Origin of the sequence: Streptomyces sp. NPDC020801, from assembly GCF_044334385.1 — a bacterium.
Taxonomy (GTDB): domain Bacteria; phylum Actinomycetota; class Actinomycetes; order Streptomycetales; family Streptomycetaceae; genus Streptomyces.
Genome location: NZ_JBIRST010000006.1, coordinates 316,649 through 338,202, shown reverse-complemented (window position 1 = coordinate 338,202; position 21,554 = coordinate 316,649). Strand labels below are relative to the sequence as shown.

The 21,554-nt window shown below is 72.1% G+C and carries 16 protein-coding genes and 2 pseudogenes; 6 read left to right on the top strand and 12 right to left on the bottom strand.

Annotated elements, in window-relative coordinates:
- Nucleotides 1–172: 172 nt before the first annotated feature.
- Nucleotides 173–997: a maleylpyruvate isomerase family mycothiol-dependent enzyme gene (locus ACH4UM_RS15610; RefSeq protein ID WP_398178405.1), complete on the top strand. Its 825-nt coding sequence runs from the start codon at nt 173–175 to the stop codon at nt 995–997.
- A gap of 24 nt (nt 998–1,021) precedes the next feature.
- Here the strand turns inward: ACH4UM_RS15610 and ACH4UM_RS15605 are convergent, their stop codons facing one another.
- Both ACH4UM_RS15605 and ACH4UM_RS15600 read right to left on the bottom strand, forming a co-directional pair.
- Nucleotides 1,022–2,302, bottom strand: a complete 1,281-nt coding sequence (locus tag ACH4UM_RS15605; protein WP_398178675.1) for a nitrate/nitrite transporter — start codon at nt 2,300–2,302, stop codon at nt 1,022–1,024.
- Nucleotides 2,303–2,370: 68 nt separating this feature from the next.
- On the bottom strand, nt 2,371–3,021 hold the full coding sequence (locus tag ACH4UM_RS15600; protein ID WP_398178403.1) for a GntR family transcriptional regulator: 651 nt from the start codon (nt 3,019–3,021) through the stop codon (nt 2,371–2,373).
- Between the two features lie 212 nt (nt 3,022–3,233).
- Here ACH4UM_RS15600 and ACH4UM_RS15595 point away from each other — a divergent pair, with 212 nt between their 5' ends.
- Together ACH4UM_RS15595 and ACH4UM_RS15590 are read left to right on the top strand one after the other, a co-directional pair.
- Nucleotides 3,234–4,139 carry a D-alanyl-D-alanine carboxypeptidase family protein gene (locus tag ACH4UM_RS15595; protein ID WP_398178400.1) on the top strand — a complete coding sequence of 302 codons (906 nt, stop codon included), beginning with the start codon at nt 3,234–3,236 and terminating at the stop codon, nt 4,137–4,139.
- Nucleotides 4,140–5,145: 1,006 nt separating this feature from the next.
- Nucleotides 5,146–6,102: a Bro-N domain-containing protein gene (locus tag ACH4UM_RS15590; protein WP_398178397.1), complete on the top strand. Its 957-nt coding sequence runs from the start codon at nt 5,146–5,148 to the stop codon at nt 6,100–6,102.
- Between the two features lie 144 nt (nt 6,103–6,246).
- On the opposite strand, the gene ACH4UM_RS15585 is transcribed toward ACH4UM_RS15590, so the two are convergent.
- Genes ACH4UM_RS15585 through pdhA form a run of 3 tightly spaced genes read right to left on the bottom strand, consistent with a single transcriptional unit; the run spans nt 6,247 to nt 9,895 of the window.
- Complete coding sequence (locus tag ACH4UM_RS15585) at nt 6,247–7,671, bottom strand: dihydrolipoamide acetyltransferase family protein (protein ID WP_398178394.1); 1,425 nt, start codon at nt 7,669–7,671, stop codon at nt 6,247–6,249.
- Between the two features lie 11 nt (nt 7,672–7,682).
- Nucleotides 7,683–8,663: an alpha-ketoacid dehydrogenase subunit beta gene (locus ACH4UM_RS15580; RefSeq protein ID WP_398178391.1), complete on the bottom strand. Its 981-nt coding sequence runs from the start codon at nt 8,661–8,663 to the stop codon at nt 7,683–7,685.
- Between the two features lie 2 nt (nt 8,664–8,665).
- A complete protein-coding gene (gene pdhA, locus ACH4UM_RS15575; RefSeq protein WP_398178388.1) occupies nt 8,666–9,895 on the bottom strand; it encodes a pyruvate dehydrogenase (acetyl-transferring) E1 component subunit alpha in 1,230 nt (409 codons plus the stop codon).
- A gap of 549 nt (nt 9,896–10,444) precedes the next feature.
- Between pdhA and ACH4UM_RS15570 the strand changes: the two genes are divergently transcribed.
- The gene (locus ACH4UM_RS15570) at nt 10,445–11,443 is read left to right on the top strand and encodes a phosphotransferase (RefSeq protein ID WP_398178672.1); all 999 of its coding nucleotides are present in this window, start codon (nt 10,445–10,447) and stop codon (nt 11,441–11,443) included.
- A gap of 72 nt (nt 11,444–11,515) precedes the next feature.
- Here the strand turns inward: ACH4UM_RS15570 and ACH4UM_RS15565 are convergent, their stop codons facing one another.
- Nucleotides 11,516–13,105 carry a protein kinase gene (locus ACH4UM_RS15565; RefSeq protein WP_398178385.1) on the bottom strand — a complete coding sequence of 530 codons (1,590 nt, stop codon included), beginning with the start codon at nt 13,103–13,105 and terminating at the stop codon, nt 11,516–11,518.
- Nucleotides 13,106–13,498: 393 nt separating this feature from the next.
- On the opposite strand from ACH4UM_RS15565, the gene ACH4UM_RS15560 reads away from it, so the two are divergent.
- Nucleotides 13,499–15,151, top strand: coding sequence for a protein kinase (locus ACH4UM_RS15560; protein ID WP_398178382.1), 1,653 nt, complete (start codon nt 13,499–13,501; stop codon nt 15,149–15,151).
- A gap of 277 nt (nt 15,152–15,428) precedes the next feature.
- Here the strand turns inward: ACH4UM_RS15560 and ACH4UM_RS15555 are convergent, their stop codons facing one another.
- Both ACH4UM_RS15555 and ACH4UM_RS15550 read right to left on the bottom strand, forming a co-directional pair.
- Nucleotides 15,429–15,968: a bacterial proteasome activator family protein gene (locus tag ACH4UM_RS15555; protein WP_398178670.1), complete on the bottom strand. Its 540-nt coding sequence runs from the start codon at nt 15,966–15,968 to the stop codon at nt 15,429–15,431.
- Nucleotides 15,969–16,421: 453 nt separating this feature from the next.
- Nucleotides 16,422–16,655 (bottom strand): annotated as a pseudogene (locus ACH4UM_RS15550) (hypothetical protein); the annotation flags it as partial.
- A gap of 118 nt (nt 16,656–16,773) precedes the next feature.
- Between ACH4UM_RS15550 and ACH4UM_RS15545 the strand changes: the two are divergent.
- Nucleotides 16,774–17,586, top strand: a complete 813-nt coding sequence (locus ACH4UM_RS15545) for a hypothetical protein (RefSeq protein WP_398178379.1) — start codon at nt 16,774–16,776, stop codon at nt 17,584–17,586.
- A 150-nt stretch (nt 17,587–17,736) separates the two neighbouring features.
- On the opposite strand, the gene ACH4UM_RS15540 is transcribed toward ACH4UM_RS15545, so the two are convergent.
- From ACH4UM_RS15540 to ACH4UM_RS15525, 4 genes and pseudogenes are all read right to left on the bottom strand, one after another.
- Complete coding sequence (locus ACH4UM_RS15540) at nt 17,737–18,717, bottom strand: NAD(P)H-quinone oxidoreductase (protein ID WP_398178377.1); 981 nt, start codon at nt 18,715–18,717, stop codon at nt 17,737–17,739.
- Between the two features lie 50 nt (nt 18,718–18,767).
- A pseudogene (locus ACH4UM_RS15535) lies at nt 18,768–18,977 on the bottom strand (Ion channel protein); the annotation flags it as partial.
- A gap of 77 nt (nt 18,978–19,054) precedes the next feature.
- Entirely contained in the window at nt 19,055–20,548 is a 1,494-nt protein-coding gene (locus ACH4UM_RS15530; RefSeq protein ID WP_398178374.1) for a molybdopterin molybdotransferase MoeA, read from the bottom strand.
- Nucleotides 20,545–21,507: an NTP transferase domain-containing protein gene (locus tag ACH4UM_RS15525; protein ID WP_398178371.1), complete on the bottom strand. Its 963-nt coding sequence runs from the start codon at nt 21,505–21,507 to the stop codon at nt 20,545–20,547. Before ACH4UM_RS15525 ends, ACH4UM_RS15530 begins: the two co-directional genes overlap by 4 nt.
- Between the last annotated feature and the right edge of the window lie 47 nt (nt 21,508–21,554).

Sequence of the window (21,554 nt, the reverse complement as noted above, 5' to 3'; positions counted from 1 at the left end):
CGAAAGCACTGCCGGGGTGCCTCACAGCAGCGTAGCTTGGGGGTCCCCCCTGCTCGAAGCGGAGCGAGAGCTTGGGGGAGTTCCAGACGTCCGCCGACCGCAGCTCAGCCACCTCCCGCTGGCAATGCCGCCACAACCTGCCCGTGTACCGACCGCCGAGGGGTCCCGTTCCGTGAGTCTGCATCCCACCCTCCAGCCCTACGCCGATGCCTGGACCCACTCCGTCGAAGCGATATCCGAGCTGGTGCAGCCGCTCGTGGAGGGCGAGTGGAACCGGCGCACCCCCTGCCCCGGCTGGTCGGTCCGCGACCTGGTCTCGCATGTCATCGGCATGGACTGCGAGATGCTGGGCGACCCGCGTCCCATCCACTCCCTGCCGCGCGACCTGTTCCACGTCACCAACGAACACCAGCGCTACATGGAGATGCAGGTCGACGTCCGCCGCCACCACACGGCGCCGGAGATGACCTCCGAGCTGGAGTACACGATCATCCGCCGCAACCGCCAGCTGCGCAGCGAGACCCGTGACCCCGGCACCAAGGTGCGCGGCCCGCTCGGTACGGAGATCACCCTCGAAGAGGCGATGCGTTACCGCGCGTTCGACATCTGGGTGCACGAGCAGGACCTGCGCGCCGCCCTCGGCCGTCCCGGCAACCTCGACTCGCCCGGCGCCCACATCGCCCGGGACCGCCTGCTGGCCGAGCTGCCCGGTGTGGTCGCGGAGAAGGCCGGCGCCCCGCGCAGCTCGGCGATCGTCTTCGACGTCCACGGCCCCGTGGAGTTCCTCCGCACCATCCGCGTCGACATCCAGGGCCGCGGCACCCTCGAAACGGCCCCGGCCCTGGGTCCCGCCGCGACCCTCACCCTCGACTGGGAGACCTACGTCCGCCTCGCCTGCGGCCGGGTGACCCCGGAGGCGGTGGCGGACAGGGTGAAGGCGGAGGGCGACCCGGACCTGACGGCGGCGATCCTCAGGAACTTCACGGTGACGCAGTAAGGGGGCTCCGTCCGGGCCGGGTGCCTACGCGGGAACGTGCACCGTCTCCACCCGGCTCGCGACAAGCCGCTCCCGCTCCCTGCGAGCCGCCCGCCTCCGCAACCGCAGAATCTGGCTCACCCCCAGCGCCTGCAGCACGAACACCGCGGAGAAGGCGACGCCGTAGTCGTCCCCGGTCGCGTCCAGCAGCGCCCCGATCGCGAACAGCGTCGTCATCGAGGCGACAAATCCCCCCATGTTGGTGATACCTGACGCCGTTCCCTGCCGTTCGGGCGGATTCGCGGGCCGCGCGAAGTCGAACCCGATCATCGACGCCGGCCCGCACGCGCCCAGCACCGCGCACAGCAGCACCAGCAACCACATCGGCGCCCGCCCACCGGGATACGCCAGCGTCACCGCCCACATGACCGCGGTCGCCGCCACCGTCCCGAGCGCCAGCGGCAGCCGTGCCGCGTGGTGCCGGGCGATGATCTGCCCGTAGACGAGCCCGACGACCATGTTGGACAGCACGACGAGCGTGAGCAGTCCACCTGCCGTCGCCCGCGACAGTCCCTGCGCCTGCACCAGGAACGGCAGCCCCCACAGCAGCAGGAACACCATCGCCGGGAACTGGGTGGTGAAGTGCACCCACAGCCCGAGCCGGGTCCCCGGCTCCCGCCAGGACGCGGCGATCTGCCGGCGGACGTAGGCGGCGCCCTGGTGGGGCAGCGGCTCCGGTTCGAACCCCTCGGGGTGGTCCTTCAGGAAGAGGACGAGCAGCACGAGCACCACCACACCGGCCAGCGCGCTGCCCGCGAAGGCCGTCGTCCAGCCCAGCGCGTGCAGCAGCCGGGCCAGCACCAGCGTGGAGACCAGGTTGCCCGCCATGCCGACCAGTCCGGCGAGCTGGGCGACCAGCGGCCCGCGCCGCACGGGGAACCAGCGGGTGCCCAGCCGCAGCACGCTGATGAACGTCATGGCGTCGCCGCAGCCCAGCAGCGCGCGCGAGGCGAGCGCGGTGCCGTACGACGGCGACAGGGCGAAGCCGAGTTGCCCGGCCGTGAAGAGGACGACGCCGAGGCCCAGCACCCTCTTCGTGCCCAGCCGGTCGACCAGCAGGCCGACCGGTATCTGCATGCCGGCGTACACCAGGAGCTGGAGGATCGAGAACGTCGACAGCGCCGAGGCGTTGACGTGGAAGCGGGCGGCGGCGTCGAGACCGGCGACACCCAGCGACGTACGGAAGATGACGGCGACGAAGTAGACGGCGACGCCGATGCTCCACACGGCGACGGCGCGCCGCCCGCCGGGCGGGTCACCGGGCAGCGAGACGGAGGCCGCGGAAGAACCGGACGGCGAACCGGACGAGGAACCGGAAGAACCGGACGGGGCGCTCACCGGACCTCACCCCGGGCCAGGTGGGAGAACCAGCTGACATGCCGGTGGACGACGTCGACCGCCGCCTCGGCGTCCCCCGCGCGCAGCGCCTGGAGGATCTCCTCGTGCTCGGCGAGCGTCTTGGCGATCCGGTCGGGATGGGAGTGCATGACGGCGACGCCCATGCGCAACTGCCGGTCACGGAGCTGGTCGTACAGCCGCGAAAGGATCTCGTTCCCCCCGCTGCGGACGATCTCGGCGTGGAAGCAGCGGTCGGTGACGGCGGCCGCGGCGAAGTCGCCTGCGGCGGCCTGCGCCTTCTGCTTCGCCAGCAGTTCCTCGAGTCGCTCGACGAGACCGGCCGGGGCGGGCACGGCCTTGCGCGCCGCGTGCTCCTCGACCAGTTGCCGGGTCTCGACGACGTCCGCGATCTCCTGCGCGGAGACCGGCAGGACGAGGGCTCCCTTTTTCGGGTAGAGCTTGATGAGCCCCTCGACCTCCAGCCGCAGCAGCGCCTCGCGCACCGGCGTGCGGGAGACGCCCACGGCCTCGGCGAGTTCGCCCTCGGTCAGGAGCGTGCCGCCCTCGTAGCGACGGTCCAGAACGGCTTGCTTGACGTGCGTGTACACACGGTCGGCGGCGGGGGGCTGCTTCACGGCCAGGCTCATGCCCACAGCATAGATACAAGACGTACGCATGACGCGTCCCGTCCAGCATGCGGACCACCGGGCCCAACAGGAAGACCACCCCACCCCAGCAACCGCACAACCATCTGTGCTAGTTACGAGTCAGACATGTGCGGCCCCACTTTGTGGACACCCATTCGGGCACTCAACCAGGCCGCACCGCAGGGGCATTCGACGTAATCGGGGTACCTCACTTGAAAACCGGCATCCAGGCCACCCGCCGCTTCCGCAGAGCCGCCGCCGTCGCCGTCACCACGGGCGCCGTGCTGGCCACCGGAGCTCTCACCGCGGCACCCGCGCAGGCCGTCACCGCGCCGTCCATCGTGGCCAAGGGCGGCTACGCGATGAGCAACACCACCGGCTCGACGCTGTACACGAAGGCCGCGGACACTCCGCTCTCCACCGGCTCCACGACGAAGATCATGACCGCGAAGGTCGTGCTCGCGCAGTCGAACCTGAACCTCGACGCCCAGGTCACCATCCAGAAGGCGTACAGCGACTACGTCGTGAAGAACAACGCCTCCCAGGCCCACCTGATCGTCGGCGACAAGGTGACCGTCCGCCAGCTGCTGTACGGCCTGATGCTGCCCTCGGGCTGCGACGCGGCGTACGCGCTGGCCGACAAGTTCGGCAGCGGCACGACCCGGGACGCGCGCGTGAAGTCCTTCATCGGCAAGATGAACAGCGCCGCGAAGAGCCTGAACCTGGCCCACACGCACTTCGACTCGTTCGACGGCATCGGCAACGGCAACAACTACTCGACGCCGCGCGACCTGACGAAGATCGCGAGCAGCGCGATGAAGAACTCCACGTTCCGCACGGTCGTGAAGACCAAGGCGTACACGGCCAAGACCATCACCAAGACGGGCAGCACCCGCACGATGGCGACCTGGACCAACACCAACACGCTGCTCGGCAGCTACTCGGGCGCCATCGGCGTGAAGACCGGCTCGGGCCCGGAGGCCGGGTACTGCCTGGTCTTCGCCGCCACGCGCAACGGCAAGACCGTCATCGGCACGGTCCTCGCCTCCTCGTCCATCTCGCAGCGTGCGACGGACGCGACGAGGATCCTGAACTACGGCTTCGCCAAGCTGGGCTGACGCCCGCTCCCGCCGTGACGAAGGGGCCCGCCGCACACCGTCGGCGGGCCCCTTCGTCACGGCGGCGCAGGCCGCGCAGGCCGCGCAGGGCGCGCAGGGCGCGCAGGGCGCGCAGGGCGGGGACGCCCTGGCTGCTCTCCCGGTTGCCGGTCCGTCGTCGTGCGATCTGGTGCTGCGCGAGCTGGAGGGCCTGGACGAACGCAGCGTCGCCGAACTGCCGTACGGACGCCTGCTCGGCGAAGGACTGGGGCGTCGAGCTGGCGGTCCTCCCGCCGCCGGGCGCGCGGGTGCTGTGCATCGCCTCGGCCGGGGACACGGCGGCGGCCCTGGACTCGGCGGGCTACGAGGTGACGGCCGTCGACGTCAACCCGGTGCAGCTCGCATACGCGCGCGGGCGGCCGGCCGGCGGCGGGGTCCGGGAGGGAACGGCCGAGGCGGTCATGCACCTGGTTGTGCCAGGCGAACCAGTGCTGCGGAAAGCCGTGCACCATCAGCACCGGCCCATCCGTGCCGTAGGTGGCGACGTGCAACCGGGTCCCCCGCCCCTCCAGCCAGTGGTGCCCGGCCCTTTCGTCCGACGGTATCGGTCTGTCGGACCCCACCGTGTGCGATGCCATGCGTGGCCCCTCCCGGGTCGGTGCGGACCCCCGTCGGTTCCGCTCATCACGCCGGGAGCCGGAGCCCGGGCGAAAGGTTCCCGCGCCCTTCAGCCGTACAGCGGATCCGCCCCGCACGCGACGGCCCGGTACTTCCGCACGGGCGCGACCCCCGGGCGGCGGACGCGGCCGACGCGCGGTCAGCGGGCCCCGATGCGCCGCGCCTGGCTCGCACTCGCCGTCGGCCGGCTCAGTGGCCCGCGCCCGGACTGCGGGACATCGCCTTGATACACACCACGGTCATCCAGTGCTGCGGTATCGGTGATCTTCCCTCGCAATCGTGAACATCCCTGAAGCAGCTGGCATATTCGATTTCCTCCGCTCTACCTTCCGCGGCGGAGGTGGTTCACATGAACGAACCGAGCAAGCGGCCCAACTCTGCCGAACGGCACGAGGCGATCGACATCAGCGACTTCGTCTACGCGGCGACCGGAGACAGGATCCGAAGGCTGACCGTGCCGGACGGAGGCCACTGGTTTCCGGCGGTGGACGTCTGCAAGCGGCTGGGGCACAGCAACTCGCGCAAGGCACTGACCGACCACGTGCCTGAGGAGCATCGAGAAATGCTCGAGACCGTAACTGGAAGTTACGGTCTCAGCGTTCCCGCAGGCAGGAGCTGGCGCCGAGACCTGCAACTCATCGATCTCCAGGGCCTGATCCTCCTCGTCAACGCCTGCACGAAACCGGCCTGCGCCCCCTTCAAGCAGTGGGTGGCCGAGGTGATCGAGACGGTCCAGCGAGAGGGTTCGTACACCTTGGAGGAGGCCGAGGTGCAGCCCGCCGGCCCTGGCGCCCCCATCGCGTACGCCATGCCCGAGCAGGTCGCGGAGGCCATCGTCAGGCTCGAGGCGCACAACCTGCAGATCGATCAGGAACTTGCGGTCGCACAGCGTGAATCGCTCGCGTTGCAAAGGGAGATGCTGGCCGCGCAGCGCGCCACGCTAGCCGCGCAGGAGTCCATCGCCCAGGCCATGGGGCGCATCGCGGACCGGCTCGACGTACTGGCTCTCGACCGCCCCGTGCCCCGCGGCGCCCTCACCGCTGCGCCCACCACCGAGTCCGTACTGGCCGACTGGCGGCAGCGGTTGTCCGTCACGGAGGACGTGTGGACGGTGGCCGTGGTGATCGCCCCTGTTCTCGTCGAGAGGGGGGAGCTCCGGGAGCCGCTCGAATCGATCGCGGCCCGTACGGGTCTGTCGGTACGCCGCGTCAACGAATGCCTGCGCATGCTGCGCAAGCACGCCTGTATCCGCTCAAGGGGCGGGGCGGAGGACCGCGCTCCCGTGTATGTGCTCAACCAGCCCTGACGGGAGCTCAACAAGTCCCGGTCCCGAACGGGGCCTCAGCCGGTCCTGAGCACGGTGCTCAGAGCGGGAAGAGCGGAGGGGACGGTCGCAAGACGAAGTTGCGGCCGTCCCCTCCTGACCCTTGAGGCTACCCAATCGAAGCCGTCACGCCCATGTGATCAGCCGCTTCGGCTGTTCCATGATGGCCGCCACGTCCGCCAGGACCTTCGAGCCCAGTTCGCCGTCGACCAGACGGTGGTCGAAGGAGAGGGCCAGGGTGGTGACCTGACGGGGCTTGACCTTGCCCTTGTGGACCCACGGCTGGAGCTTGATCGCACCGACCGCGAGGATCGCGGACTCGCCGGAGTTGAGGATCGGCGTGCCCGTGTCGACGCCGAAGACGCCGACGTTGGTGATCGTCACCGTGCCGCCCTGCATCGCCGCCGGGGAGGTCCTGCCCTCCCTCGCCGTCGACACCAGCTCGCCGAGCGCCTCCGCGAGCTGCGGGAGCGTCTTGGTGTGGGCGTCCTTGATGTTCGGCACGATCAGGCCGCGCGGGGTCGCCGCCGCGATGCCCAGGTTGACGTAGTGCTTGAGCACGATCTCCTGGTTGGCCTCGTCCCAGGACGCGTTGACGTCCGGGTTGCGCCTGATGGCCACCAGGAGCGCCTTGGCGATCAGGAGCAGGGGGTTCACACGCAGGCCCTGCATGTCCTTGTCCTGCTTGAGCTCCTCCACCAGCCTCATCGTCCGCGTCACGTCCACCGTCACGAACTCCGTGACGTGCGGGGCGGTGAACGCCGAGCCGACCATCGCCGCCGCCGTCGCCTTGCGGACGCCCTTCACGGGGATGCGGGTCTCCCGCGTCCCGTCGTAGGTCACGGCGGGTGCCGGGGCCGCGGCCACCGGGGCCGCCTGCGTCACCGGCTCGGGCGCCTGCGGTGCGGCGGCAGGCGTCGTCGACACCGCCGCGTGCACGTCCTCGCGCGTGATGATGCCGTCCGGGCCCGAGGGGACCACCGTCGACAGGTCCACGCCGAGGTCCTTGGCCAGCTTGCGCACCGGCGGCTTGGCCAGCGGGCGGTCCTTCACGGGGACAGCAGCGGAAGCGGCTCCCGCCCCGTGGCCGTTCAGCTCCGGCTGCAGTGCCGTCGCCGCCCGGGGGACCGTGATCTCCGGGCCCTTGCGCGGGCGGCGCTTGGTCGAGGAGGTGGAGACGCCGTAGCCCACGAGCACCGGCTGGCGGCCCTGCGGCTTCGGCTCCTCCTCCTGCTGCGGCGCGGCCGCCGGGGCCTGGGCCGGTACCTCGGCCGGGGCCCCGCCCGCCACCGCCACCGCGATGATGGCCGTGCCCACGTCGACCGTGGTGCCCTCGGGGAAGTGCAGCTCGCGCACCACTCCGTCGTAGGGGATGGGGAGCTCGACGGCCGCCTTGGCCGTCTCCACCTCGCAGACCACCTGGCCGTCGGTGACGGTGTCACCGGGCTGGACGTACCACTTGAGGATCTCCGCCTCGGTCAGACCCTCGCCGACATCCGGCATCTTGAACTCACGCACGGACGCCACGGACGCTTCGGTCATCGTCGTCACGAACCTCTCCCTCAGTACGCCAGCGAGCGGTCGACGGCGTCGAGCACGCGGTCCAGGTCCGGCAGGTACTCCTCCTCCAGGCGCGCCGGCGGATACGGCGCGTGGTAGCCGCCGACCCGCAGGACCGGCGCCTCCAGGTGGTAGAAGCAGCGCTCGGTGATCCGGGCGGCGATCTCCGCGCCGGAGCCGAAGAACACCGGGGCCTCGTGGACCACCACCAGACGGCGGGTCTTCTCCACCGACGTCTGGATCGAGTCGAAGTCCAGGGGAGAGACCGAGCGCAGGTCCAGGACCTCCAGGGACTTGCCCTCCTCGGCGGCCGCGGCGGCGACCTCCTGGCAGAGCTTCACCATCGGGCCGTAGGCGGCCAGGGTCAGGTCCGTGCCCTCGCGCACGACCTGCGCCCTGTGCAGCGGGCTCGGAATGGCCTCCGTGTTGACCTCGGCCTTGTCCCAGTAGCGCCGCTTGGGCTCGAAGTAGATCACCGGGTCGTCGCTCTGGATGGCCTGCTGCATCATCCAGTACGCGTCCGACGCGTTGGAGGGGCTGACGATCTTCAGGCCCGCCACGTGGGCGAAGAGGGCTTCCGGCGACTCCGAGTGGTGCTCCACCGCGCCGATGCCGCCGCCGTAGGGGATGCGGACGACGACCGGGAGCTTGACCTTGCCCAGGGAGCGCGCGTGCATCTTCGCGAGCTGCGTGACGATCTGGTCGTACGCCGGGAAGACGAAGCCGTCGAACTGGATCTCGACCACCGGGCGGTAGCCGCGCAGGGCCAGGCCGATCGCGGTGCCGACGATGCCGGACTCGGCGAGCGGGGTGTCGATGACGCGGCTCTCGCCGAAGTCCTTCTGCAGGCCGTCCGTCACCCGGAACACACCGCCGAGCTTGCCCACGTCCTCGCCCATGATCAGGACCTTGGGGTCCGCGTCCAGGGCACGGCGCAGCGACTCGTTGATCGCCTTGGCCAGGGCCATCTTCTCCGCAGCCATGCTCAGACCCCCTCTGCGTCCGCGAACGACGCCTGGTAGGCGGCGAACTGGGCGCGCTCCTCGTCGACGAGCGCGTGCCCGTCCGCGTACACGTTCTCGAAAATGGCGAAGTGGTCCGGGTCCGGCATGGCACGGACCGCTTCGCGCACTCGTTTGCCCAACGCCTCGCTCTCGGTCTCGAGTTCCGCGAAGAATCCCTCGTCCGCGTGATTCGAGGCCTCCAGGTAGCGGCGAAGGCGCAGGATCGGGTCCTTCGCCTCCCAGGCCACCCGCTCGTCGTCGTGGCGGTAGCGGGTGGGGTCGTCGGAGGTGGTGTGGGCGCCCATGCGGTACGTGTACGCCTCGACCAGGGTGGGGCCCTCACCGACGCGGGCACGCTCCAGCGCCCACTTGGTGACCGCGAGGCAGGCCAGTACGTCGTTGCCGTCGACGCGTACGCCGGGGAAGCCGAAGCCCTGCGCGCGCTGGTAGAGCGGGACGCGGGTCTGCTTCTCGGTCGGCTCGGAGATCGCCCACTGGTTGTTCTGGCAGAAGAACACCACGGGGGCGTTGTAGACCGCGGAGAAGGTGAAGGCCTCGGCCACGTCGCCCTGGCTGGAGGCGCCGTCGCCGAAGTAGGCGATGACCGCGGAGTCCGCGCCGTCCTTGGCCACGCCCATCGCGTACCCCGTGGCGTGCAGCGTCTGGGAGCCGATGACGATCGTGTAGAGCTGGAAGTTGTTGCTGTTCGGGTCCCAGCCGCCGTTGTTCACGCCCCGGAACATGCCGAGCAGGTTGGCCGGGTCGACCCCGCGGCACCAGGCGACGCCGTGCTCGCGGTAGGTCGGGAAGACGTAGTCGTCCTCGCGGGTGGCCCGGCCGGAGCCGATCTGGGCGGCCTCCTGACCGAGCAGCGAGGCCCACAGACCCAGCTCGCCCTGGCGCTGCAGGGCGGTGGCCTCGGCGTCGAAGCGACGGGTGAGCACCATGTCGCGGTACAGGCCGCGGAGCTCCTCGGGGGTGATGCCGGCGACGTACTTGTCGTACTCGGCGTTCTTGACGCGCTTCCCCTCGGGGGTCAGCAGCTGCACGAGCTCGGGGTCGGCACTGTTCGCGGCGCCGGTGCCCTTCCTGGCGGTCGTGCGGGTGGTGCGCTTGGTACCGGTGGTTCCGGCTGTCTCCGTGCCGGTCGTACCGGCCTTGCTCCCGGCGCTGCGTCGCGGTGTGCGCGCGGCAGTGCTCTCCACGGTCACGTGTGCTCCTCCGTCGGTCCGGCCCCCGGGGTTGCCGGTAGGCCAGTGCGGCTCACCTGTTCCGGACCACCGGGCACGGGGTGGGTGCCACTCGGCCGGGAACAGGCGTGACAGGTGCCCCGGCGAGCGCCCTGCAACAGCCACGTTACCCAGTGCTCCACATTTCTGTGAAACCCCTCCTGACCTGCGTTTTTCCTTGGATTTCCAAGTATTTTTGCTTGGAGGTCCAAGTACCTCGCACGGTATTCGGGACAGTCGCTGGTCACAGCCTTGCAGGGGGCCGGAACACCGGCACGTTATCCCGTGATTCCAGCCACGGGAAGAGTCCGGCGGACCTGTAACGGCTGCTCCCTACGGGGGACGGCGACGGGCCGGCGGGCGGGCGCGGCCGGGCGGAGGCGGCCGGAACGGGGCACGACCTGAAGTGACCGAATGCGACCGGTGGGGACTGTGTGTGACAAGCCCCAGCTCAAGGCCCCTGCCAGGTGCCCTAGCATCTGGCGCGTGCCGCGCCCTTGTGTACCACCCCCCGTACCCCACGCGCCCCCTCTGGGCGCCTTGCTGCGCCAGTACGCCGCCGGTTCCGCCCTCACCTGCGAACCCGTCGACCAGGGCCTGCTCAACCGCGGCTACCGGCTGCGCACGACCCGCGGCCGCTACTTCCTCAAGCACCACTTCGACCCCGACACCGCCGACCCGGCGGCGATCGCGCGGCGGCACCGGGCCACTCAGCGCCTGGCCGACCTGGGCGTCCCCGTGGCGCCCGCGCTCGCGGGGCGGGACGGCCGCACGGTCGCCGTCGTCGGCGGCCACGCCTACGCCCTGTACCCCTGGATCGAAGGCCGGCACCGGCACGGCGGCCAGCTCACCACGGGCCAGTGCGTGCGCCTGGGGGCGCTCCTCGGCGCCGTGCACGCCTGCCTGGAGCGCGTGATGCCTCCCAAGGGGCGCACCCGCCCCGCCACGAGCCCCCACCCCGTGGAGAGCGCAGATCCCGCCGGCACCTTCGAGCTGATCGACGACCTGCTCGCCCACGTCCGCCGCCACCGCCCCTCGGACGCCTTCGACGAGCTGGCCCGGCGCCGGCTCCTGGAGCGCCGTGCGCTGCTGGAGCAGCACGCCGACCGGCGTCCGCCGCCCGGCGGCCCGGTGGGCTGGGTGCACGGCGACTTCCACCCCTTCAACCTGCTCTACCGGGGCGACGCGCCCGCCGCGATCGTGGACTGGGACCGGCTCGGCGTGCAGCCCCGCGCGGAGGAAGCCGTACGGGCCGCCGCGATCTTCTTCGTACGGCCCGCCGGCACCCTCGACCTGCCGAAGGTCAGGGGCTACGCGCGCGCGTACCGGCGCACGGCCGGTGCCTCGCCCGCCGAGCTCTCGGCGGCCGTGCACCGGGTGTGGTGGGAGCGGCTGAACGACTTCTGGATGCTGCGCTGGCACTACGAGCGCGGCGACACCCGCGCGGACCCCCAGTTCCCGGCCGCCTCGGCACTCGCGGTGTGGTGGACCCTGCAGTACGACGCGGTGCGCGAGGCGTTCACGGGGTGACCGGCGGGGACGCCGCGAAACGCACGCGCGCGTGGTGCCCTGTCACGGGTCCACGCGCGCGTGAGGTGATGACTACAGGCCGCCGGGGCCCGTCCCGACGGACGTGCCGTCCGTGCTCCCGTTCCCTGCCGTGTCCGACGGGCCCGGGGCCGACGGCGTCGCCGGGTTCGACGGGGTGTCCTGCGGCTTGGAACTCGGCGGGTTCGACGGCTGGGTGGACGGCTGCTCCGGCGCCGACTGGGACGGCGTGAACGACGGCTTGTAGGACGGCGAGTAGTCCGAGCCGGTGCCGCCCGAGCCCGTGCCAGGGTCCGTCGCCGTGTCCGACGGGTGGCTCGGGACCGAGTCGCTCGGAGTGGAGCTGGGCTGCTGGTCCTTGGTGGACTGCGAGCTCGACGGCGACCTGGTGGTGTGAGTGCCGCCCCCGCTGCCGCTGCCGGCGGTCTTCTGCAGCGCCAGCGCCACGCCCGCCGCGATGGCGATCACCGCGAGCACGGCGAGGATCCACAGCTTGCCGCGGCCGCTGCTCTGGTTGCCGTGCCCCTCGAAGCCGCCGTCGTCGCGGTTGCCGTAGCCGGCGGGCAGGATCGGCGCGGGGATCTGGGTGGTGCCGGGGCCCGATTCGCCCGGGTGCGGCATCACCGTCGTACCGGCGAAGCCCGCCGCCGGGGTGTGCCGGCCCTCGTGCACCTCGACCGGGCCGGTGTTCCAGGTGCCGGTGTGGCCGCCCTGCTCGTAGAGCATCTGCAGCCCGTACTGGACCAGCCCGCGCATCTCCTCGGCGGTCTGGAAACGGTCGTCGGGATCCTTGGCGAGGGAGCGCATGACGAGGCCGTCCAACTCCGGCGGGCAGGTGCCGTCGGAGGTCCGGGACGGCGGCACCGGCATGTCCTGAACGTGCTGGTAGACCACCGACAGCGGGGTCTCGCCGGTGAACGGCGGCCGCAGCGCGAGGAGTTCGTACAGCAGGCAGCCCGTCGCGTACAGGTCGGAGCGGTGGTCGACGGCCTTGCCGAGGGCCTGCTCCGGGGAGAGGTACTGCGGGGTGCCCATGACCATGCCGGTCTGCGTCATCGTCGTGGACGCCCCGTGCAGGGCGCGGGCGATGCCGAAGTCCATCACCTTCACCGCGCCGTTGTCGGTGATGATGACGTTGGCGGGCTTGATGTCGCGGTGCACGATGCCGTGCTGGTGCGAGTAGGCCAGCGCCTCCAGGACGCCCGAGACGATGATCAGCGCCTGCTCGGGGCCCGGTGCCTCCGCGTTGAGCAGCAGGTCGCGGATGGTGCGGCCCTCGACCAGCTCCATCACGATGTACGGCACCGACTGGCCGCCGACATAGTCCTCGCCGGAGTCGTACACGGCGACGATCGCATGGTGGTTGAGCCCCGCCACGGACTGGGCCTCGCGCGTGAAACGGGCCTTGGAGACGGGGTCCTCGGCCAGGTCCGCGCGCAGCAGCTTGACCGCGACGGTGCGGCCCAGCCGCACGTCCTCGGCCGCGAACACCTCGGCCATGCCGCCCCGGCCGAGTCTGCGGGTCAGCCGGTACCGGCCGTCGCCGACCAGGCCGCCGTTGCCCCACATCTCCGGCGCGTCTGCCATCCCGCCGCCAGTCGCCTCGGGGTCGGACGGGCCCTGGGCGCGCTGCGTCTGTGCCATCGGTCCTCGCCGTCGTTTCTGCCCGCGGTGCGCGCGGTGTTGTTACGGTCTCCGTCGGCCACGCTACAGGCTCGGCGCAAGCCGCCGGTCCAGGATCCTCATCGGGACCGGCCCGAGACGGACCGGCCATGAAACCCCGTGCGGGTCCCGTGGTGCAAATTCTGTGTACCGGCCGTGCGCCCGCCGTAACTCTTCCGCGACGCTTCTTTCGCGTACGGTCACGGAACGGGCACCGAGCTTGACGTGTCAGTGCCCTGGGGCAGACTTGGCCGGGAATAACACGTTCGATCATCGGTATCCGGTCACCAGATCCGGCCAACGGACAGTCGATCGCGGGAGCGTCGCGGGAGCACGACAGCCGCTGCCACCGCGGCTAATGGGGGACGCAGAACAATGAGCCAGGACGGCGCACAGGGCCGGTTCGCGGGACGGGCACTGGCCGGCGGGCGATACCAGCTGCGCGACTTGCTCGGCGAGGGCGGCATGGCCTCGGTGCACCTCGCCTACGACTCCGTGCTCGACCGCCAGGTCGCGATCAAGACCCTCCACACCGAGCTGGGCCGGGAGCAGGCCTTCCGCGAGCGGTTCCGCCGCGAGGCCCAGGCAGTGGCGAAGCTCACGCACACGAACATCGTCTCGGTCTTCGACACCGGCGAGGACGAGCTCGACTCCATGACGACGCCGTACATCGTCATGGAGTACATCGAGGGCCGGCCGCTGGGCTCGGTGCTCGACGAGGACGTACGCCAGCACGGCGCGATGCCGGCCGACAAGGCCCTGAAGATCACCGCCGACGTGCTCGCCGCACTGGAGATCAGCCACGAAATGGGGCTGGTCCACCGCGACATCAAGCCGGGCAACGTGATGATGACCAAGCGCGGCGTCGTCAAGGTGATGGACTTCGGCATCGCCCGCGCCATGCAGTCCGGCGTCACCTCCATGACCCAGACCGGCATGGTCGTCGGCACCCCGCAGTACCTGTCGCCCGAACAGGCCCTCGGCCGCGGCGTGGACGCGCGCTCCGACCTGTACTCGGTCGGCATCATGCTGTTCCAGCTGGTCACCGGGCGGCTGCCGTTCGACGCGGACTCCCCGCTGGCCATCGCGTACGCGCATGTGCAGGAGGAGCCGGTCGCGCCGTCCTCGATCAACCGTTCACTGCCCCCGGCGGTGGACGCGCTGGTCGCCCGCGCGCTGAAGAAGAACCCGAACGAGCGCTTTCCGAGCGCCGAGTCGATGCGCGACGAGTGCCTGCGTGTGGCGGCCTCCTTCCAGGCGGCCCCGCCGAGCATCGTCCCCGGCGCCCACACGCCGAGCGGCGCGGGCGTCGGCTCCGCGGTGTTCCCGCCGGTCGACGCGGCCCCGGCACCCTCGGGCCACGTCCAGACGCCGTACCAGCCGGCCCCGACGCCGAACCCGTACAGCACCCCGACGCCCGGGACCCCCGCCCCGCCGTCCCCGGCGTACGGCTATCCGCAGCAGGCGGGCTACCAGACGCCCACCCCGTCGCCGTACGCCCAGCAGGCCTCGACCCCGCCGCCTTACACCATCTCGCCCCAGCACCCGACCCCGCCGGCCGGCCGCGCCGGCGGCAGGAGCACCAAGCCGGTGATCATCGGCTCGGTCGCCGTCGCCGTCATCGCGGTCGTCGGCCTGATCGCCGCGCTGGCCGTGTACGGCAGCGGCGGCACCGGCAACGCCGGGGGCGGCGGCAGCAGCGCCAGTGCGTCCACCTCGGCGGTCGCGGGTCACCGCGGCCCGGACACCTCGAAGACGATCGACAAGAGCGAGTGCACGGAGCCGCAGGAGTCGTACAACGACCCGAACAAGGTCCGGCTGCCGGACTTCCAGTTCAAGTACATCGGGTCGGTCAAGGAATGCCTCCAGGCCGCGGGCTGGAAGCTGAAGAAGGTCGACGTCGACGAGAACACCTACGGCGAGGGCACGGTCATGAGCCAGTTCCCCGCGGCCGGCACGGACGTCGACCCGAAGAACGTCCCGGAGATCCAGCTCGACGTGTCGACCGGCAACCCGCCGTCGTCCTGACCGGTCTCCCGTCACCCCCTTCACCCCGTCACCCCCTTCACCTTTCACGGACACACCGTGAGGGCCCGGCAGTCCGACTGCCGGGCCCTCATGTGTGACGTGCCGGTACGGCCCCTGCGTGCCTGGGCATGCCCGGAGCTGAGTTGCCTGGGCGTGCCCGGAGGCACGGGCCCGGACGTGCCTACAGGTACGGGCCCGGACGTGCCTACAGGTACGGGCCCGGACGTGCCTACAGGTACGGGCCCGGACGTGCCTACAGGTACGGGCCCGGACGTGTCTAGAGGTACGGACCGCCCGAGCGGCCGCCGGTGCGGGGATCGTCGCCGCCCTCGTGGCCGATGCCCGGGGGCAGGGCGCGGCGCATCTGCTCCAGCTGGGCGCGGGCGGCCATCTGCTGGGCGAACAGCGTCGTCTGGATGCCGTGGAAGAGGCCCTCCAGCCAGCCCACCAACTGCGCCTGTGCGATGCGCAGTTCGGCGTCGCTGGGCGTTCCCTCGTCCGTGAAGGGCAGGGACAGCCGTTCCAGTTCCTCGACGAGCTCCGGCGCCAGGCCGTCCTCGAGCTCCTTGACCGAGCTCGCGTGGATCTCCTTGAGCCGGACCCGGCTGGCCTCGTCCAGGGGAGCCGCGCGCACTTCCTCGAGAAGCTGCTTGATCATGCTCCCGATGCGCATGACCTTCGCGGGCTGCTCCACCTGCTCCGTCACGGGGGTCTCGCGAGGATCGTCGTCCCCACTGCCGCCGAGTGCCATTCCGTCCTGGCCCACGACCAGGATCTGCGGATTCTCCGGCGACCGTTCGTTCCTCGGCATCTCCATGCCGCCATTCTCTCGCAGCCTGCGTCTCACCTCCGTGGTGCCCCCTGCGAAGGGGTGATCCACCGCCTCGTCCGTGCCGTCGGCGGCGTCCGCCGGGTACAGGCGCAGCAGGCGCGTCCCGCAGTGCTCCAGCCGGCGGACCCCGGCCTCCGCAGGGCGGATCAGCTGCTCCAGGACCAGCAGCCGGGCCACCTCGTCGCAGCGCTCGGGAGGAAGCGCCAGCACCTCGGCCCGTTGCCGCACACAGTCGTGCAGCGCCCCGGACACACGCCGGCGCTCCACCTCCACGACATCCCGTACATCGGCACCGGGCGCCCCCACCGCCAGCACCAGCTCGACGGCGAGTGCGCTGCGGGGCGGGCCCGTCCGCCGCACGGGCCGCGCGTACCAGGACCGCAGTTCGGCGCGGCCCGCCGCGGTCAGCGCGTACACCGCGCGGCCGGCCCGGTCCACGCCCTCCCGGACGACTCTGCCGTCCCGCTCCAGGCAGCCGAGCGCGGTGCAGACCTGGCCGACGCTCAGCGGCCACGCGGCCCACGTGCGCGCCTCGAACTCGGTGCGCAGCGGGGAACCGTGGCGTGGTCCGTCCTCCAGGTCCTCCAGGTCCTCCAGGTCCTCCAGGTCCTCCAGGTCCTCCAGGTCCTCCAGGTCCTCCAGGAGCGTCAGCAGCCCGTGACGTGTCGACATAACCGGATTGTTCAGTGGGTTTCGGCCCAGCGGACGAACCCGGAATGCCGGATTGCGCCAGTGATGTGAGTGTTGTTCCACTGATCTACTGACCGGGCACCGTTAGGGGGTCCCCGACGTGACTCCAACACAGCGCGCCGCACGGCACGCGACGGAACTGCTGGTCGTGCTGGGAACCGTCGCCCTGGGCACGGTCGCCCTGCCCGGCGGCCCCGCCGTGGCATGCGGCCTCGTCACGTCCGGGCCGCCGTCCTACGCTCCGCCGCACGGCTCAGACGCCGAGGCCGAGGGCTCCGCCCGGTCACACGGCGCCGCGTCCGGGGCCGAGGGATCACCTCGGTCGCACGGCGTCCGGTCCGGGTCGCCGTCCGGTGTCCCTTCGTCCGGGGGCCCGTCGTCCGGGGGCCCCACCGCGCCCTCGGTCCCCGCCTCCCGGCCCGCCGCGGACTCCTCCAGCTCCCGGCCCGCCGCGGGCTCCTCCGCCTCCCCGCCCCTCTCGGCGCCCGTCCCGCAGACCCGTCCGCCGTCCCGCCCGCTGTCCCATCCGCAGCCGTCCGCGACCTCGTCCCCGCCCGCCGCCGACCCGTCGCGGGCCGGAAGCCTGGCGGGCGAGGGGAGGCAGCGGCCGGGACGGCCGCAGGAGCCGGAGACGGCGGTGGCGGGCGACGACACGGCGGAGCCGCAGCAGGACGGCGAGGGGAGCGGGGACGCCGGAGGCGTGACCGGCGCCCCGGAGACGCCGACCGCCCCGGAGTCTGCCGAGGAGACCGCTCCGGTGCCCTCCGACAGCTCCGCCGCCCCCGACCCCGTCGCACAGACCGAGCCCGCTACCGGACGCATGCTGCGGATCCTTCCCCTGGGCGGCGGGCTGGTGCTGATCGGCCTCGGCCTGGGTATCGCGTTCCTCGCCCTCAGGGTGCGCAGGGGCTAGGTGTACTGACCCACAGATCCCCGTTCCACAGATCCCCGTCCCACAGATCCCCGTCCCACAGATCCCCGTCCCACAGTTCCCGCAGGCCCCACAAGGCCCGCAGGCAGGTCCCGCAGGTCCAACGGGCCCCGCAGCCCCTGGGGCAGCAGGTCAGGGCACCACCAGCAGCACCTTGCCGATGTGGCCGCTCTCCTCCACCACCCGGTGGGCGGCCGCGGCGTCACTCATCGGCAGTTCGCGGTCGACGACCGGGCGGACGTGCCCGGCGGCGAGCAACGGCCAGACGTGCTCGCGCACGGCCGCCACGATGGCCGCCTTCTCGCCGATCGGGCGGGCGCGCAGCGAGGTCGCGCTGATGGCGGCCCGCTTGCCCAGCAGGGCGCCGATGTTCAGCTCGCCCCTGGACCCGCCCTGCATGCCGATGATCGCGAGCCGGCCGTTGACGGCCAGCGCCTGGACGTTGCGGTCCAGGTACTTGGCGCCCATGTTGTCCAGGATCACGTCGGCGCCGGCCCCGTCCGTGGCCCGCTTGATCTCCTCGACGAAGTCCTGCTCGCGGTAGTTGATCAGCACGTCCGCGCCCAGTTCGGCGCAGTGGTCGAGCTTCTCCTTGGTGCCGGCCGTGACGGCGACCTTCGCACCGACGGCCTTGGCGAGCTGGATCGCCATCGTGCCGATGCCGCTGGAACCGCCGTGCACGAGCAGGGTCTCGCCGGGGAGGAGGTGGGAGACCATGAAGACGTTGGACCAGACGGTGCAGGTCACCTCGGGCAGCGCCGCGGCCTGCTTCAGGTCCACGCCCTCCGGCACGGGCAGCAGCTGGCCCGCGGGAACGACGACCTTCTCGGCGTAACCACCACCCGCGAGGAGCGCGCACACCTCGTCGCCGACGGCCCGGCCGGAGACGCCGGAGCCGAGCGCGGCGATCCGTCCGGAGCACTCCAGGCCGGGGTACCGGGAGGCGCCGGGCGGCGGGTCGTAGAAGCCCTGCCGCTGCAGGACGTCGGCACGGTTGACCGCACTGGCCACCACCTCGACCAGCACCTCGCCCTCACCGGGCACCGGATCCGGCACCTCGTCCCACACCAACGCCTCGGGCCCACCGGGTTCGGGAATCGTGATCGCATGCATGGAGCCGACGCTACTCCTCACCGCCCGCCCCACCGCGGGCCGCGGCAGGGTCATTCCTGCGGCAGCGGCCGTGCGTCCCGGGTGAGCCTCGTTCCCGGAGTGGCCCGGACGATCGTGATCAGCCGGTCCGTCAACTGCAGCCCGCCGACCGACGGATCGTCGTATCCCAGCACCCGATGTCCTCGTACGGCGCTCACCACCAGCTCGTCCGTCTCCCGCGGGCTCCTGCCCACCTCGGCCTTTATGACCGGCCGTTCCAGGATCTGGATCGCCGACCACCTGATGGGTCACGAGATGTTCGCCCGCTTGGCGGCGAACGCATCACGGCCCGGAAGTTTCACGTGAAACACACCCCGATCCCGGCGGCGGCCCAGGGCAGGTCCAGGAGTTCGGTCTCCTGACCCGCCCGGGCGCCACCCGGTGGTACGACGGCGAGGGCATCGGCCGCCGCGACTCCGCGCAGCATGGCGGGCCCGTTGTAGTGCAGCGGCAGGGCGTGGTCGCCGCGCAGCACGACCGGCACCAGCCGGGTGTCGTGCGGATGCCCGTGCACCGCGTCCCTCAGCGGCAGCGTGTACGGCTCCGGGGCCGGGCGGGCGGCCAGGGTGCGCAGCAGCGGCTCGGCGAGGGTGAGCAGCCCGGAGACAGCTGCGAGCGGGTTGCCGGGCAGGCCGACGAGGTGCTGGTTCTCCTTGGTACGGGCCAGGAGCATGGGGTGACCGGGACGCACCTTGACACCGTTCACCAGCAGTTCGGCACCGATACGGCGCAGGGTGGGGTGGACGTGGTCGACGGGCCCGGCGGCCGTTCCGCCGGTGGTGACGATCAGGTCGGCCCCGGACCTGGTGACCGCCTGGTGCAGGGCGTCGGCGTCGTCGCCGATGCGGCGCACGGTGGTGACCTCGGCGCCCAGCGCCCGCAGCCACGGCGGCAGCATCGGGCCGAGGGCGTCCCGGATCCGGCCGTCGTGCGGCAGGCCCTCGGTGAGCAGTTCGTCGCCGAGTACGAAGACGTCGACGCGGGGGCAGGGCACGGCGGTGAGGGTGTCGTAGCCGGCGGCCGCGGCGAGGCCGAGCACGGCCGGAGTGACCAGGGTGCCGACGGGCAGCAACTGGTCTCCGCTGCGGCACTCCTGCCCGCGCGGGCGGATGTCCTGGCCGTGCCCGAGCTCCCGCGTGGGGTGCAGCTTGCCCTTGGCGTCGGTGCGGCCGTGCTCGCTGCGCAGCACCGCGGTGGTGTCCTGCGGGATGCGGGCGCCGGTGGCGATGCGCACCGCCTCGCCGTCGGTCAGCGGCTCGGGCCGGCCGTCCCCGGCCAGCACACCCTCGTCGCGTACGTCCCAGGGGCCGGGGCCCGCGACGGCCCAGCCGTCCATCGCCGAGGTGTCGAAGGAGGGCAGATCACTGAGGGCGGCGAGGGGGGCGGCCAGGACCAGGCCCAGGGCGGCGTCCAGGGGGACGTGGACGGGATCGCGGCGGGTGCCGGAACGTGCGGCGCGGGCGGCGGTCTCGCGGGCCTGCGGCCAGGGGGTGGCCCGGTGGTGGGCGTCCGGGGCATGTGCGGGGCGCGGCGAGCGCGAGGCGCCGTGGGCGGCTGTGGCGGGCCCGTGGCCGGCGCGCTGCCTCTCGGGCGAGGCGGGTCCGGGAGCGGGGGTGCTGCCATCGGCCGGGCCGTGGTGACCGGCGTTGCCACCGCCGCGGCCGCCGCCCGGACTGTGGCCGTTGGCCGCGGTGGGGCCGTTGCCTTCCTTCACGAGGGCGAGCGCCTCCTCGACGTCGAGGTCCTCGGCATCCTCGGCGTCCTCGCCGGTCCGCACGGCTCGGGGGGTCATCCGGCGTCCGGGCGGGTCTCGGGTGCGGCGTCGGGGGCGACGTCGGGCTGGGCCCCGGCGGTGTCCTCGTCCGCCCAGCGCAGGGCGAGGGCGGCGGCCTTGCGGGCGGCCTGAGCGACCGCCTCGGGGCCGCCCTTGCCCTGCGCGGCCGCGTAGCCGACCAGGAAGGTGGTCAGGGGCGCCGCTGGCCGGGCCACGCCGTGGGCGGCGTCGCGGGCGAGGTCGAGCAGCACACCGGTGTCGACGTCCAGGTCGATGCCCAGCTCGTCCTTGACTGCGGAAATCCATTCATCCAGCACGTGCCCATGCTCCCTGATTCGTGCCCTGGCGGTGGCGATGTCGTCCCAGGTGTCGCAGTCGAAGGACGCGACGTGATCGGGGACGCGGGTGAGGTCGAGGGCGGCGGTCAGCCGGCGCAGCGGCAACCCGGAGAGGGCGCCGCCCACGGTGGAGCCGCGGCCGCCGGTCGGCGCGGCTGCGGTGAGAGCCGCGAGTCCACGGCGCAGTGCGTGTGCGCGGTAGGCCGCCACGAGCGGCTGGTCGCGGCCGTCGGCGTCGGTGAGCAGCGCGCCGTCGGCACCGCCCGTGCGCAGGGCGCTCAGCAGCCGCCGCACCGTGGCCTGTTCGAGGAACGGCAGGTCGGCGGAGAGCACGACGACGTCCTGGGCCGTGGTGTGGCGCAGTCCCGCATCGAGCGAGGCGAGTGGCCCGCCGCCGGGCGGGTCCTCGCGCGCCCAGCGCACGGGCCGCGCGGTGGGCCTGGTATCGGCCACGACGACGGTCGTGCGCGCGCCGGCGCAGGCGCCGAGCACACGGTCGAGCAGGGCGCGCCCGCCGACCCGCAGGCCGGGCTTGTCCGCCCCGCCCAGCCGCCGGGCGCCCCCGCCGGCGAGCACGACGGCGTCATAGGCCCGCGGGTCGTCGCTGCCCGGGGCGCCAGGGGGCTCGTAGGCGGTCACCCCCCGAGTATGCGTCCCGCCCCCGATCGCGGAGAAACGAGGGCGGG

What these genes read in the sequence shown, in the direction of transcription:
- ACH4UM_RS15555 (WP_398178670.1), bottom strand. Translation starts at nt 15,968, where the DNA reads ATGGAGATGCCGAGGAACGAACGGTCGCCGGAGAATCCGCAGATCCTG.
- ACH4UM_RS15565 (WP_398178385.1), bottom strand. Translation starts at nt 13,105, where the DNA reads ATGGCACAGACGCAGCGCGCCCAGGGCCCGTCCGACCCCGAGGCGACT.
- ACH4UM_RS15540 (WP_398178377.1), bottom strand. Translation starts at nt 18,717, where the DNA reads ATGCATGCGATCACGATTCCCGAACCCGGTGGGCCCGAGGCGTTGGTG.
- ACH4UM_RS15600 (WP_398178403.1), bottom strand. Translation starts at nt 3,021, where the DNA reads ATGAGCCTGGCCGTGAAGCAGCCCCCCGCCGCCGACCGTGTGTACACG.
- ACH4UM_RS15580 (WP_398178391.1), bottom strand. Translation starts at nt 8,663, where the DNA reads ATGGCTGCGGAGAAGATGGCCCTGGCCAAGGCGATCAACGAGTCGCTG.
- ACH4UM_RS15590 (WP_398178397.1), top strand. Translation starts at nt 5,146, where the DNA reads ATGAACGAACCGAGCAAGCGGCCCAACTCTGCCGAACGGCACGAGGCG.
- ACH4UM_RS15560 (WP_398178382.1), top strand. Translation starts at nt 13,499, where the DNA reads ATGAGCCAGGACGGCGCACAGGGCCGGTTCGCGGGACGGGCACTGGCC.
- ACH4UM_RS15530 (WP_398178374.1), bottom strand. Translation starts at nt 20,548, where the DNA reads ATGACCCCCCGAGCCGTGCGGACCGGCGAGGACGCCGAGGATGCCGAG.